14 protein-coding genes are annotated in these 13,274 nt (G+C 44.9%); 6 read left to right on the forward strand and 8 right to left on the reverse strand.

Going from position 1 to position 13,274, the window contains the following annotated elements; translation table 11 throughout:
- Window position 1: 1 nt before the first annotated feature.
- Window positions 2–481, forward strand: coding sequence for a Dps family protein (locus R7M92_RS08000; RefSeq protein ID WP_005388254.1), 480 nt, complete (start codon window positions 2–4; stop codon window positions 479–481).
- Between the two features lie 108 nt (window positions 482–589).
- Here R7M92_RS08000 and R7M92_RS08005 read toward each other — a convergent pair whose 3' ends face one another.
- Window positions 590–1,204, reverse strand: coding sequence for an HAD family hydrolase (locus R7M92_RS08005; RefSeq protein WP_318133072.1), 615 nt, complete (start codon window positions 1,202–1,204; stop codon window positions 590–592).
- Between the two features lie 124 nt (window positions 1,205–1,328).
- On the opposite strand from R7M92_RS08005, the gene R7M92_RS08010 reads away from it, so the two are divergent.
- Complete coding sequence (locus R7M92_RS08010) at window positions 1,329–2,324, forward strand: LD-carboxypeptidase (RefSeq protein WP_318133074.1); 996 nt, start codon at window positions 1,329–1,331, stop codon at window positions 2,322–2,324.
- A gap of 27 nt (window positions 2,325–2,351) precedes the next feature.
- Here R7M92_RS08010 and R7M92_RS08015 read toward each other — a convergent pair whose 3' ends face one another.
- The 4 genes from R7M92_RS08015 to R7M92_RS08030 form a co-directional block, all read right to left on the reverse strand.
- The gene (locus R7M92_RS08015) at window positions 2,352–3,428 is read right to left on the reverse strand and encodes a PQQ-dependent sugar dehydrogenase (RefSeq protein ID WP_318133075.1); all 1,077 of its coding nucleotides are present in this window, start codon (window positions 3,426–3,428) and stop codon (window positions 2,352–2,354) included.
- A 149-nt stretch (window positions 3,429–3,577) separates the two neighbouring features.
- Entirely contained in the window at window positions 3,578–4,726 is a 1,149-nt protein-coding gene (yiaY, locus tag R7M92_RS08020; protein WP_318133076.1) for an L-threonine dehydrogenase, read from the reverse strand.
- 333 nt (window positions 4,727–5,059) lie between these two features.
- Window positions 5,060–5,710, reverse strand: a complete 651-nt coding sequence (elbB, locus tag R7M92_RS08025; protein WP_138939597.1) for an isoprenoid biosynthesis glyoxalase ElbB — start codon at window positions 5,708–5,710, stop codon at window positions 5,060–5,062.
- Between the two features lie 12 nt (window positions 5,711–5,722).
- Window positions 5,723–5,872 (reverse strand): hypothetical protein, encoded by a 150-nt coding sequence (locus R7M92_RS08030; RefSeq protein ID WP_017634379.1) that lies wholly within the window; start codon window positions 5,870–5,872, stop codon window positions 5,723–5,725.
- 120 nt (window positions 5,873–5,992) lie between these two features.
- Here R7M92_RS08030 and yddG point away from each other — a divergent pair, with 120 nt between their 5' ends.
- Window positions 5,993–6,895, forward strand: coding sequence for an aromatic amino acid DMT transporter YddG (gene yddG, locus R7M92_RS08035; RefSeq protein ID WP_005389394.1), 903 nt, complete (start codon window positions 5,993–5,995; stop codon window positions 6,893–6,895).
- Between the two features lie 151 nt (window positions 6,896–7,046).
- Here yddG and R7M92_RS08040 read toward each other — a convergent pair whose 3' ends face one another.
- Window positions 7,047–7,940, reverse strand: coding sequence for a cation diffusion facilitator family transporter (locus tag R7M92_RS08040; protein WP_154203938.1), 894 nt, complete (start codon window positions 7,938–7,940; stop codon window positions 7,047–7,049).
- A gap of 176 nt (window positions 7,941–8,116) precedes the next feature.
- A complete protein-coding gene (locus R7M92_RS08045; RefSeq protein ID WP_053307827.1) occupies window positions 8,117–8,995 on the reverse strand; it encodes a LysR family transcriptional regulator in 879 nt (292 codons plus the stop codon).
- Window positions 8,996–9,166: 171 nt separating this feature from the next.
- Between R7M92_RS08045 and R7M92_RS08050 the strand changes: the two genes are divergently transcribed.
- Window positions 9,167–9,742 carry a class I SAM-dependent DNA methyltransferase gene (locus tag R7M92_RS08050; RefSeq protein ID WP_054728907.1) on the forward strand — a complete coding sequence of 192 codons (576 nt, stop codon included), beginning with the start codon at window positions 9,167–9,169 and terminating at the stop codon, window positions 9,740–9,742.
- 155 nt (window positions 9,743–9,897) lie between these two features.
- Here the strand turns inward: R7M92_RS08050 and R7M92_RS08055 are convergent, their stop codons facing one another.
- Window positions 9,898–11,865, reverse strand: a complete 1,968-nt coding sequence (locus tag R7M92_RS08055; protein WP_318133077.1) for an acetoacetate--CoA ligase — start codon at window positions 11,863–11,865, stop codon at window positions 9,898–9,900.
- 222 nt (window positions 11,866–12,087) lie between these two features.
- On the opposite strand from R7M92_RS08055, the gene phhA reads away from it, so the two are divergent.
- Window positions 12,088–12,882, forward strand: coding sequence for a phenylalanine 4-monooxygenase (gene phhA / locus R7M92_RS08060; RefSeq protein ID WP_318133078.1), 795 nt, complete (start codon window positions 12,088–12,090; stop codon window positions 12,880–12,882).
- Window positions 12,872–13,210, forward strand: a complete 339-nt coding sequence (locus tag R7M92_RS08065) for a 4a-hydroxytetrahydrobiopterin dehydratase (protein WP_005375563.1) — start codon at window positions 12,872–12,874, stop codon at window positions 13,208–13,210. The genes phhA and R7M92_RS08065 overlap by 11 nt, the downstream gene beginning before the upstream one ends.
- The last annotated feature ends 64 nt before the right edge of the window (window positions 13,211–13,274 follow it).

The raw sequence follows: 13,274 nt of genomic DNA on the forward strand, positions 1-13,274 counted from the left end.
TATGAACAAACAAGTAAGCCTAATTGGTCTAGACAGCGAACAATCAGCACAACTAGCTCAACAGCTCAATCAACTGCTAGCGCATTACCAAGTGTTGTACATGAACTCTCGCGGTTACCACTGGAACATTAAAGGTGCGCAATTCTTCGAACTGCACGTAAAATTTGAAGAGATCTACACTGATCTACAAACAAAAATCGATGAGCTTGCAGAGCGTATTCTAACTTTGGGTCACACGCCAGCGCACGCATTCAGCAACTACTTGGAAGCAAGTGAAATTAAAGAACATCAAAACGCGACTTCTGGTGAGGAGTGTGTACAAGGTCTGGTTCAAGGCTTTAGCGTTCTACTTCTAAAACAGCGTGAGATTCTACAAAACGCGGGTGAAGCAGATGACGAAGGTACAGCGGCATTGATGGGTGACTACATCCGTGAGCAAGAAAAATTAATGTGGATGCTTAACGCTTATCTACAAGGCTAAGCAGCGCATCACCCAAGCAATCCTTGGGAACGCATGAAACAATCGGGAATAAGTCACAAGGGGCACGTTGGTGCCCCTTTTTTTGTTTGCGTATTTTTTGTGTGTGCTTTATTTGCGTGGTAAGGATTCGAAATGGCTCAATAAATCACTGAGTTCATTAAGCGCCAACGAGGCTGAGTCATTGAAGGTTTCTTGATTCCCATGGTGCACAAGGCAAGAGGGCATCTGCGCGTTATACGCGGCCTGTAAGTCGTAAAGGTAATCGCCGACATAAAGCACTTCATCAGGCATCAAACGCCACTCTTTCGCCAATACCTGCAGAGACAAAGGGTCTGGCTTGGGCGGGAAGCATTCACGAGTGATGACTCGTTCCACTGAGATTTGGTTGTGTTCTAGTTTGCGCTGCGTGGCGATTTGACAGTTGCGCGTCACGATAGCGGTTTTGATTTCATTTTGATGCAAGTGGGCGAGCAATTCATGGCAGCCGAGCATGGGAGCAGACTGCTCAGCATCAGAAATCTCGTAATCAAATATCACGTTATGAGCGTGCTCTCTGTGGTGAGGATGCTCAAGTGCGTCGACAAAATCCAATAGATCTTCACTTTGCGGACAACCTAGCTGTTGTCTCAATTCGCCGAAGTTCATATCAGAACTCACCAAGGTGTTGTCTAAATCAAACACCACGGCTTTAATTTTATCGAGCTGTAAAGGGAATGGAATCATAATGACCTCGTACAACTTAACCGAACTATCGTTTTAAAAAACAAAAGGTTATTGTTAAGTTTAGATTCTTCTGCTTAGATTGTACGAAAATAAATCAACCATGTATCACAAAACAAGGACGCGCATGATCATTCCTAAACCATTACAAAAAGGCGACACCATCGGCTTTTTCTCGCCATCCTCTCCAGCCACGGTATTTGCGCCAGCGCGTTTTGAACGTGCCAAAGCGTATGTGGAATCCCATGGTTACCAGCTAAAAGCAGGCAGCTTAACGGGCAAAACTGACCAATATCGCTCGGGTTCGATTCAAGAGCGAGTAGAAGAATTGAATACGCTGATTCGTGATCCTGAAGTGCGCTGTATTATGTCGACCATTGGCGGTTACAACAGTAACTCACTGCTGCCTTACATTGATTACGAGGCATTGAAGAAAGATCCCAAGATCATTGTTGGCTATTCGGATGTGACGGCTCTACTCATGGGCATTTATGCACAAACCGGCATCGTTACTTTCTATGGTCCCGCTTTAGTGGCATCTCTGGGTGAATTCCCGCCACTGGTGGACGAGACCTTCGCTTCGTTTGAGTCGATTGTGAATACGTTAGATGGATTGGCGCATCAATACACAATGCCTCAAGGTTGGACAGATGAATGGATAGAGTGGGGCGAGCAAGACCGCGCAAAGCACACGCTAGCGAACCAGTGGCACTTTAAAGGCGAAGGCAAGATCACCGGACGCTTGATTGGCGGCAACCTCAATACCATGACAGGCATCTGGGCAAGCAAGTTTATGCCGAGTATCGAACAAGGCGATATTTTGCTGGTGGAAGATTGCTTGCAGGGTATTGAAACGGTCGAACGCTCTTTTGCGTTGCTCAAGCTTTCTGGCGTGTTTGAAAAAGTCAGTGCAGTTGTTCTTGGCAAGCATGAAAAGTTTAACGATAAAGGTACAGGTCGTGCACCTATAGACGTGTTATTAGAAGTACTTAACGGTCAACCACTGCCAATTTTGTATGACTTTGATAGCTGTCATACCCACCCAATGCTTACCGTTCCATTGGGCTCGACCATGACGCTCGACTTTGACAATGAAACGGTGGCAGTGAGTTTAAAGAGCTAGCTTTTTTGACTCGTTCGTCAGAGAAAACTATTTCTCCTCAAGACGAAAGATTTTGCCGCTGTCGGTAGAAAAATAGATATAGCCATCGGGGCTGATGGTTATATCTCTTACTCGCTCACCAAGATTCTCCATCAATCTTTTTGATTCGGTGAGCTTGCCATTCTCAATAGAAACCACGTTGATGTGCGCCAGTTTCAATGCACCGGCGAGGATTTTTCCGTCCAACTCTGGGTATTTATCGCCACGGTACAAAATCATATTGCTGGGTGCGATAGAAGGGATGTACACCAACTTGGGATCTTCCATTCCCGGCAACGACTTAGCTTCTCCGACGTCCAACGGTCCCCAATATTCTTTACCATGAGAGACTTTTGCCCAGCCGTAGTTTGCGCCTTTCTTGATTAGATTAATTTCATCGCCACCGCGTGGTCCATGTTCGATCGACCACAGCTGTTTTGTTGTTTCGTCGTAAAACATGCCTTGTGGGTTGCGGTGCCCGTAACTCCATATCTCAGGACGAGCTTCGGAAGGTTTGAATGGGTTGTCTTGCGGAACCGAACCATCAAGGTTAAGGCGCAGAATACTGCCAGCATGGGTTTGAGTGTCTTGCCCATTATCACGTTCGCCACGGTCACCGATTGAGAAGTAAACTTTATCGTCAACAAATGAAATTCGACTGCCGTAGTGACGCCCTGTGTCAGTGATGGCATCAGCAACAAAGAGATCTTTCCAGCCCACAAGCTGATTGTTTTGCAAGTGCGCCGTCGCTAACGCCACCGTATTGCCTTTGCTCGTGCGCTTGCTGTAGGTAAAGAAGAGTTGCGGGTTTTGCGTATCGGCATTCGGTGCGAGCGCGACATCCAATAAGCCAGCTTGCCCACTGGTGTTCACATCGGGGACGTTAAACAGCTTTTGAGGTTTGCCTGTGGTGATATCCAGCAACGAAACCGTACCGTTCTTTTCATTGACGATAACGCGATGGTTATCTAAGAACTCGATCCCCCAAGGGATCTGAAATCCATTCGCCACTTCGTTGGCGCGGTATTCGGCAGCGTTGGCAGAAAAGGATAAACAAGCGAGTAGGGCAGCAGCAATCGTTCTCATGGTTCCTTCCAATATGAATCGTATTAATGCTTAAAAGCTAACACTAAAAGAGAACGTTTTGCAGAGCATGGATTGTATAAGAATGTAAAAAATCCCCGATACGAGATCGGGGATTGAATTAAGGCTAGAGAATTGTTTATGTAGCGAGATTACATCGCTTCTTCGAAGATCTTAGAGATTTCTTCGTGAGTTGCTTGTTTAGGGTTAGTGAAACCACAAGCGTCTTTCAGTGCGTTGTCTGCTAGTGTCGGGATGTCTTCTAGTTTCGCACCAAGCTCTTTAATACCTGCTGGGATACCCACATCTTTCGCTAGAGTAACGATGGCGTCGATTGCTGCCGCTGCACCTGCTTCAGCAGACATGCCTTCTACGTTTACGCCCATTGCTTTCGCTACATCACGTAGACGCTCAGGACATACTTGCGCGTTGTAGCGCTGTACGTGAGGTAGAAGAATCGCGTTACAAACACCGTGTGGAAGGTCGTAGAAACCACCTAGCTGGTGTGCCATTGCGTGTACGTAACCTAGAGAAGCGTTGTTGAACGCCATACCCGCCATGAACTGTGCATATGCCATTTGTTCACGAGCTTCTAGATCTTCACCGTTTTTCACGGCTGTGCGTAGGTAAGCTTGGATAAGCTCAATTGCTTTAATTGCTACCGCATCAGTGATTGGTGTTGCCGCGATAGATACGTAAGCTTCAATCGCGTGAGTCAGCGCATCCATACCTGTTGCCGCAGTTAGCGAAGCAGGTTTAGCTAGCATTAGCTCTGGATCGTTTACAGAGATAAGCGGTGTCGTGTGCTTATCAACGATAGCCATCTTGATGTGACGCTCTTCGTCAGTGATGATGCAGAAACGCGTCATTTCAGATGCAGTACCCGCAGTCGTGTTGATTGCGATAAGTGGCATCATTGGTTTTGCAGATTGGTCTACGCCTTCGTAATCTGCGATTTTGCCGCCGTTAGAAGCAACAAGCGCGATACCTTTCGCACAGTCGTGTGGTGAACCGCCACCTAGAGAGATAACGAAGTCACATTCGTTATCAGTAAGAAGTGCCAAGCCGTCGTTAACGTTGTTGATAGTAGGGTTTGGTTGAGTGCCATCGAACACAACAGTTGCTACGTCGCGTTCTGTTAGTAGATCTTGAACCTGCTTTACTACACCGATTTGGTTAAGAATCTTATCCGTAACAATCAAACCTTTTTTAAAGCCTTGAGATTGGATGCTGTCTGCTGCGTCTTTCAGACAACCAGCGCCCATTAGGTTTACGGTAGGGATAAAAAATGCACTTGTCATATTGGATTGCTCCGTCGTTATTTTTAATAATCTTTCTTAATTTGCCATTTACTGTCGCACATTCGTTTCCAGATTGAAGTTGATCTGAGGCAAGTTTACCTACTTAGAGGTACTTGCAAGAGAAAAACTGTGACAGTGATCTTGTTGCACTGCGTATAAGTGCAACACTGATATAAAGTAGAACAAATATGAAACTATGGACGCAAACGATTGGCAGAAATTAACTTCTGACGCGGATATATCTCTAAATTCGACTAAAGTATAAAAAATCCCCATTAATAACTTAATTATCAATGGGGATAGGGAAGTGTTTTATAAGTTAACTACTAATAATTAAGCTATTTTAATCAGCTTTGATACTAACTTTTTGATACCTGAAGCCGCTTGAGAGATATTTTCTGCCAACATGTAAGCAGGGGTTGAAAGTACGAGGTGTTTTTCATCAAAAACGATGTCTTCGACAGGGCACGTGGTGTGTTCACCGCCCATTTGATTAAATGCTATTGAGACTGCCTCATCGTTGCCTACCGTTCCTTTCACGCCTTGCTCATAAATCATCGGAATAATGACAGGAGAAATACACAGATAGCCAGCTGGTTTTTTCGCATTAGCAAACGCGCGACAAGCTTGAGCTACGTGTGTGTTAATGGAGCACTCTGCACCTGAAACGGCGAAGTCGGTTAAGTTTTTCGCAGCACCAAATCCACCTGGAAGCAGTAGGGCATCGTATTCATCAACGTTAAGTTTGGCAACATCGTCAATGTTTCCGCGTGCGATACGAGCTGATTCGATCAAGACGTTACGGGTTTCATCCATTTCGTCACCAGTTAGGTGATTGATGACATGGAGTTGGTCAATGTTAGGTGCAAAGCAGTGCCAAGTTGCCCCTGCTTTCTCGATGGCGTAGAGCGCCAACACTGCTTCGTGGATCTCAGAACCGTCGTAAACGCCTGAACCACTTAAAATGACTGCGACTTTTTTCATGTTTGGATTCCTTTACTCTGAACGTTCCTTAGATTGCTCTTCGCTATCTAGACCATGCGTTTCCGAGTGTGTTTTAACGTTTTCACTCTCGTTGTCATCTTCATCATAGTAGCGCACAACAAAGGGTGTAAGCATAACACTAGAGGGCAGAAAATGTTTCATATCAACTCCAACGGCTTAATAGAATGATTTTTATACTGATTTTTATAAAACAGTACGTTGAACCTGATCATTTTTGAGTTAAGCTGACGTTTCCTTTGGCATTCGTGAGTGGTAGGTCACATGAAATCAGTGCAATTTCGTTTCACACTTTATGGTTGTATCGCGATTCTCTCTTGGAGTTGTCTGCTTGGCATCGCGAGGTTGGTTACGGAGAGTTTAGGTCCTGTAGGCGGGGCAGCCATGTTGTACTCTCTTAGCTCTGTTTTCCTTCTTATCGTGGTCGGTATTCCAAAGTTGTCTTACTTTTCTCCCAAGTATCTTGCGCTTGGTGGTGCGATGTTCGTCTGCTATGAAATATTTCTCGCTCTATCTTTGGGATATTCCAACTCGCGCGCGCAGGCAATTGAGGTGTCGATTGTCAACTACCTTTGGCCTGCACTGACGGTTTTATTTGCGGTCCTTGGCAGCAATAAAAAAACAAACTGGTTGCTTTATCCCGCAGTTACGCTGGCGTTTGTTGGGGTTGCTTGGACTGTGAGCGGTGAGAATGGCTTATCCATAACTCAGATCATGTCCAATGTTAGTAGTAACCCTCTGGTGTATTTTATGGCTTTCGCTGGCGCGGTTATATGGGCTTTTTATTGCAACTTAACCCAAAGGCAGCAATCTAAACATAATGCGATTACCCTGTTTTTCATTGCAACTGCTGTTTCGCTTTGGGTCAAATATGCGTTTACCGATGAGCCACCAATGACATTCAGTTGGGAAGCGATGGGGTACTTAGTGGCTTCTGCGGCTTTAATGGCTGGTGGTTATGGTTTATGGAACATCGCGATCGTTGGCGGCAATATGGTTTTTCTCGCCACCTTGTCTTACTTCACGCCCATTTTTTCCGCTTTATTTTCTTCTATTATTCTTGGCGTAACTCTGAGCCATAGCTTTTGGCAGGGCGTTGTGATGGTAACGGTGGGCTCGCTGATGTGTTGGTTAGTCACCAAAGAGAAGCGCGAAGCGGCTGGGTAAGTTACCAACGAGATCAGAGAATTTAAGTGAGCAACGAACAGATCTCCCTTGCGAGCTGTATTCGAATACGAAGCAACTAAATCGAAAAAATTAAAAAAGCTCCCGAGATTGGGAGCTTTTTATTGAGTTTTAACGGCTCTTTGGTGGCACTCTAATAAGCGACGTTCAAGTGTAGTTGAAGCTTGAATCTGTGCTTCGACAGTCGCTTGATAAGCTGCTTACGAGTGTGCTCTAGTGTATCAAGCTCCAATGTGTCGTCATCAATATGTACGTCCACATTTACTCGTAGCTCTTGGCCCACCTTCGTTACGCCAGCCAGTTTCAATTGATGCTCAGTCACTTTTTCAATCTCAAGAACATCTTTGCCAACGCTCTGACACAGCTCTTTGCTTGGTGTCATCATTAGTAGTTCACGTAGGGCACCTACTAGCATATCGAACGGTACTTTGAGGAAGTAAAAGCCCATTAAAACCATCATCATGGGGTCGGCATATACTGCATACTCAGAAAATGGCGTTAGTGAAACAGCCCAAGCCGAGATAAATCCTACGGTCACCGCCACACTCAACAAAGTATCCATTTGCCACTGTTTTTTCTCCGCTTCAATCAAGCCTGATGAGAAGCGGCGGCTGCGTTTCGCCATAAACCACCAAGCGTAACCACAGCCGATAACATTCACAACGCCGAATAAGGTCGCAATAGAAGCATCGACCTCACGACCTCCAGACATCAATGCTGATATCGCAGAGTAGAGAGAGAAGCTTACAACCACTAAAATGACGGCTGCTTTTATCGCAATAACGATTGGTTCTAAGACCGCTTTTCCAAATGGGAATACAGATTTTGAAGGCTTGTTAATATAGTAAGAAGCGGCCAGTGACAATAAAGTTAACAGTAAGCTGACCAAAGAGTAAACACCGTCAAAAACGATGACAATTGAGCCTACAAGCAAGCCAAGTACCATACCACCAGCAGCAAACCCAGATGCCAAAAGGGCTGAAATGGTTAGAATACGGTTTTCGTTTTTGCTTGTCCTGTCACACATAAAAGATGCCTTTGAATTTTAATACCTTACTATTCTTCGCTCATAAGGTAATTTAGGCAACCACAAAGTGACCAGTAACTAATCTAAAAAATTTCGTTTTTATTTATGTGATTATAAAACAAAGACTTACTGTGGTTCTTGGGTGTCAACAAAATTGACGCTCACTGATAAAATGTTTAGAAGTCAAATAAATACTCGCTCAATTTATCTGCTAACCACGTCATTGCAGGATGCTCAGCATGGCCGTTAGGTGAAAACATACAGTAGTCTTCTTGCGTCAATCCGTATGTGTGTTTGATAACGGCGAGCTTCTGCTGACGAAGGTAATGGCGGATTAATGGTTCAGGAAGCACGCCCCAAGCGTCTTCTTCTAAGATGGTGTTCAGCATGTAGTCAAAACTCGAAAAACCAATATATCGAGTCGAGAAAGGTTGCAGTTCAGGGTTGTCTTTCTCATTTAGGTACACCATTAGTGCTTGCATCTGACTACGTAGATCTTCGTCTGAGACACGGCGCATCTTACTTAGGCGGTGTTCTACACTGCATACTGACATCATACGTATCTTGCCTAAAGGGTTATATACGATACGAGGATCGTCTACTCGCTCATAATCAACGCCGAAAGCAAAATCTACTTGGTGGGTACTGACCAAGTTGGCTAAGTCGCCACTGGATGCCAAGATTAAGTTGAAGGTTGTTGAAGGAAAGCGGTTATTCAATGTATGAGATAATTCTTGCCAGAGATCATCAGGTAAGGAGTCGTCACGTGCTACCCAAACTTCCGCGTTAAACCCTTCCGAGATTTGAGCGCAGGTCTTTCTGACCCGTTGTGCGATGATAAGTAGGTGTTCGCAATCTTTGTAAATGGCTTTCCCTGCTTCAGAGAGGGTGAGCTGGTTGCCAGTTCGGTTAAACAATTCAACGTCGAGATCTTTCTCTAATGCCTTAATCGACATACTGAGTTTGGTGCGATTGCAGTCGAGTTGCCTTGCCGCTTCAGAAACAGAACCACACTCAGCGATGGTGCAGAAGGCTTCTACTTGAGTTAAGTTCATGATTTGACACAACCAATAAATGAATTCAAATAATTTGGGTATTATGCAGATGCGCTCCCAAAGCCATGAAAGATTATCGAAAAAAACGCGAATCCGCCAGATAAGTCTATGGTCTTTTAACGGTTTTGCGGTAATCTATGTGGGTTACAAAAAGTGAACATGGAGGCCACGATGGCACAAGATTGGGACGGCTTAGCAAAAAACTGGGAATCAAATCCAGCAACAGAGCAATTTGCGCAGTCGGTGTTTGAGCAGTTACAACAGCTAACTCAGCTTGATGGCATTAAAGTACTAGATTTTGGATGCGGAACAGGGCAGTTAAGTCAACGATTGTCACCGATGGTTAAAGACATCGTAGCATTAGACGCATCGGAAGCCATGATTGAGGAACTCGATAAAAAAGAGCTCGTCAACGTAGAACCTGTGGTAGATGCACTATCTCGCGGCTTGGTTGCTCAGCACCCTGCGTTTCGTGGACAGTTCGACTTGGTGGTTGCATCATCAGTTTTAGCGTTCGTGGAAGACTTAGACGCGTCATTAACGATCTCGCATTCTCTACTTAACCACGGCGGCTATTTTGTTCATTTTGATTGGATTGCAGAATGTGAACAAGACGGTTTTACCCTTGCGAAGTCTGAGCGTGCACTGAAAGAAGCGGGTTTTACTGAAGTTGAATCGCGACACGTTTTTGACATTACATCTGATGGTAAAACAATGTCGGTATTAATGGGGCTTGGTCGTCGCTAATACCGCTGAATAAAGAACGAAAATTGACAAAAGCGAGCTAACAAGCTCGCTTTTTTCTTATCTGCTGAGGGTATGTGTAACTTCACTTGCTCTAAACAAGTCGTCGTGGTGCAGGCAAGGACATACTCGAACAACTAAGTCTTCGGAGGTAATTTTTAGACGATTATCCTGCGTATCTCCTCCAGCACTTCAGGGTTGGCTATTGCGCCTAAATTTTCGACGTTTCGGTTGTTAACGACTTGCTTAACGGCTAACTCGACCAGCTTTCCTGAGCGTGTCTTAGGTATATCGCTTATTGCGTAAATCGCACTAGGTACATGCCTTGGAGAACATGCAGACTTTAGCTGTGCTTTGATGGAAGCGATCATCTCGTCATTGAGCTCTACCCCTTTGACTAATTGGACAAACAGCCATATTTGTTCGTTGCGATCGACTTCTTTTCCTACTGCGATCGAATCTAGAATACCGTCTATACAGTTCACTTGCTGATAGATTTCGGCCGTGCCGATTCTTACGCCACCGGGATTCAACGTGGTATCACTTCGACCATAAAACACGTATCCCCCAACGCTGGTCTGTTCAACATCATCGCCGTGGTGCCAAATATTGTCGAATTTATCCCAATAAGCGCGATGATATCTCTCACCGGTGTCGTTCCAAAAGCCAGCAGGGAAGTTGGGTAATGAATTGGCGCAAACCAACTCACCGCGCTCTCCCATTACGCTATTACCTTGTGGGTTAAAGACTCGGACATCGACCCCTAACCCTGCTGATTGGCACTCTCCCCGATAAACGGGAGAAATAGGGTTGCCTAATACAAAGCAGCCACAAATGTCTGTTCCGCCAGAAATCGAGGCGAGGTGTACATCTTCTTTAATGTGCTGATAGACATAATCAAACTGTTCTGGATACAGAACAGAGCCCGTTGAGCAAATGGTTTTCAGACTTGGAAATGCATCACTTTTCTGCGGAGAAAAAGATGCTTTTTCCAGCGCCTCTAGGTATTTTGCTGAGGTTCCAAACAGCGTCACTTCGGCTCGTTCTGCGAGGTCCCAGAGCACATCATGAGTGGGGTAAACAGGGCTACCATCAAAAATCACCAAACATGCACCGCTCGCGAGTGAAGAAACGTGCCAGTTCCACATCATCCAACCGCAGGTCGTGTAATAAAACACGCGTTCGTTCGGTTGAATATCGCAATGCAGTTGATGCTCTTTCAAGTGATTAAGCACCGTTCCGCCGACGGAATGAACGATGCATTTCGGTTTGCCTGTTGTGCCTGAAGAATAAAGCACAAATAGCGGATCGTTAAAATTCACACGAGTAAAAGTCAGCGCTTCGGGTGTGTATTGATTCAGGACGTTTTGCCAATCTTGGGTGCAGACATCGCATTCAAAAATGTGTGGTTTAAGGTAGCTAATTTGGCAAACTTGTTTAAGACCATCAAGATGATCCGCAATATGCTGGTTTTTCTCAGACATATCGAAAGTTTTGCCATTGAATGTATAGCCATCACAAGTAAACAGGATTTTGGGTTTCACTTGACCAAAGCGCTCCAAAACGCTTTCGACGCCAAAATCAGGTGAGGTGGAAGTCCAGGTCGCCCCTAAACTAGTGGTTGCTAGCATGGCTATCACCGTTTGAGGTAGGTGAGGCAAATAACCAGCGACGACATCACCTTGCTTAATTCCACATTCTTTCAACCATTGCTGCACACTCGAAACTTCTTCGCACAATTGTTTCCAGGTGTAGGTCTGTTTTTCTTCACGTTCATTTTCAAACCAAATCGCGAGATCATCGGGTTGGTGACACGCGTAGGTTAGCAAATTTTCGGCGTAGTTAATTTGCGCGTTTGGGAACCATTTTATATCCCTATTTTCAACAGGTTGCTGCCAGCGACTTTCTGCTCGCTCTTTTATGGTCTCTCCCTGAGTGCCAATGACGTCGCAGAATAGCCAAACTTCCTGCCAAAATTTTTCTACATGATCGAGTGACCATTGATGCAGATCAGCGAAGCTTTCAAGGGTATTTCCTTGTCGATTAATGTGTTCAATAAACTGTGTAATGTTGGCTTCTTCGATACGACTTTCGCTCGGTTGCCATACTTTGCTGCTCTCGCGCATAGGTCCCTCTATAACAAAGTGATAACAGGTTTTAGTTTGAGAGGAATACACGATAAAGTCAAACAAGCCAGATATTATATCGTGTCATAAAAATCATGCAGTTACGATGAGTTGTAAACAATATGTTACATCGGGATGATGCTGAGAAAATCGCGCAGGGATTGGAAGCTCTTAAGACTACAGATAGGCTTAATGTAAAGGATTTGTTAATGGAGATGAGCCATGACCCAGTATCGTTCTAAACCCGTAAACCAGGAAGGCAGGGTTGAATGGAGCCGTGAAGAAGACGCCATTTGGCGAGATTTGGTAACACGACAAATGGGTGTGATCCAAAACAGAGCTTGTGAGGCTTATTTACACGGTTTGACGCTGCTTGATTTACCTCAAGACCGCGTTCCTCAGTTGCCAGAAATTAATCGTGTCTTGATGGAGACAACAGGTTGGCAAGTGGAGCCCGTTCCCGCGCTTATTGATTTCGACCGATTTTTTAATCTACTCGGTAATAAGCGCTTTCCAGTCGCCACATTCTTGCGTACAAGAGATGAGTTCGATTACTTACAGGAGCCAGATTTCTTCCACGAAATATTTGGTCATTGCGCGATGTTAACCAACCCAGACTTTGCTGCATTTACCGAGCATTATGGTCAACTAGGGCAAGCCGCTACCTCAAAACAAAGAGCCTATCTCGCTCGCCTCTACTGGTTTACCGTAGAGTTTGGCTTGGTGAAAGAAGGGGACAAAACCAAAATTTACGGTGGTGGTATTCTCTCATCTCCTGGCGAAACCCTCTACGCATTAGAGAGTGATGCAGCAATTCGCGACCCATTTGAATTACAAACAGTGCTGAGAACGCCTTATCGTATCGACATCATGCAACCGAAGTATTACGTGATTGATGACTTTTCTCAGCTCTTTAAAATCAGTCAGTTAAATTTATTGAAACAAGCCGATCTAGCGATTGAAGCTGGACTGCTTCCTCCACTTTTTGAACCAAAGGAACCTGCTCATGTTGAATGAACAAAAATGCGAAGCTTGTAGTATCGATGCCATTGCACTAAGCAAAGAAGAACAACAATCTCTGCTGCTGCAATTGTCTGATTGGCAGATCATTGAAAGAGAAGACATACCTCAACTAGAAAAGGTGTATAAATTTAAGAACTTCAAACAAGCATGGGCTTTCAGTAACAAAATCGCGGAACTGGCAGAAGATGAGTTCCACCATCCTTCTATTTTGTTGGAGTGGGGTAAGGTTACCGTAACGTGGTGGAGTCACTCTATCAAAGGTCTGCATAAAAACGATTTTATCTGCGCATCAAAGTGTGACGCGCTAGCATCGGCAGAGTAGGACATTACCTCATACAAAAAACGCCCGGCTTACGTCGGGCGTTTTGGTTCTAAATGACTTTTAC

The sequence above is a fragment of the Vibrio sp. Vb2880 genome (assembly GCF_033337975.1).
Taxonomy (GTDB): Bacteria; Pseudomonadota; Gammaproteobacteria; order Enterobacterales; family Vibrionaceae; genus Vibrio; species Vibrio alginolyticus.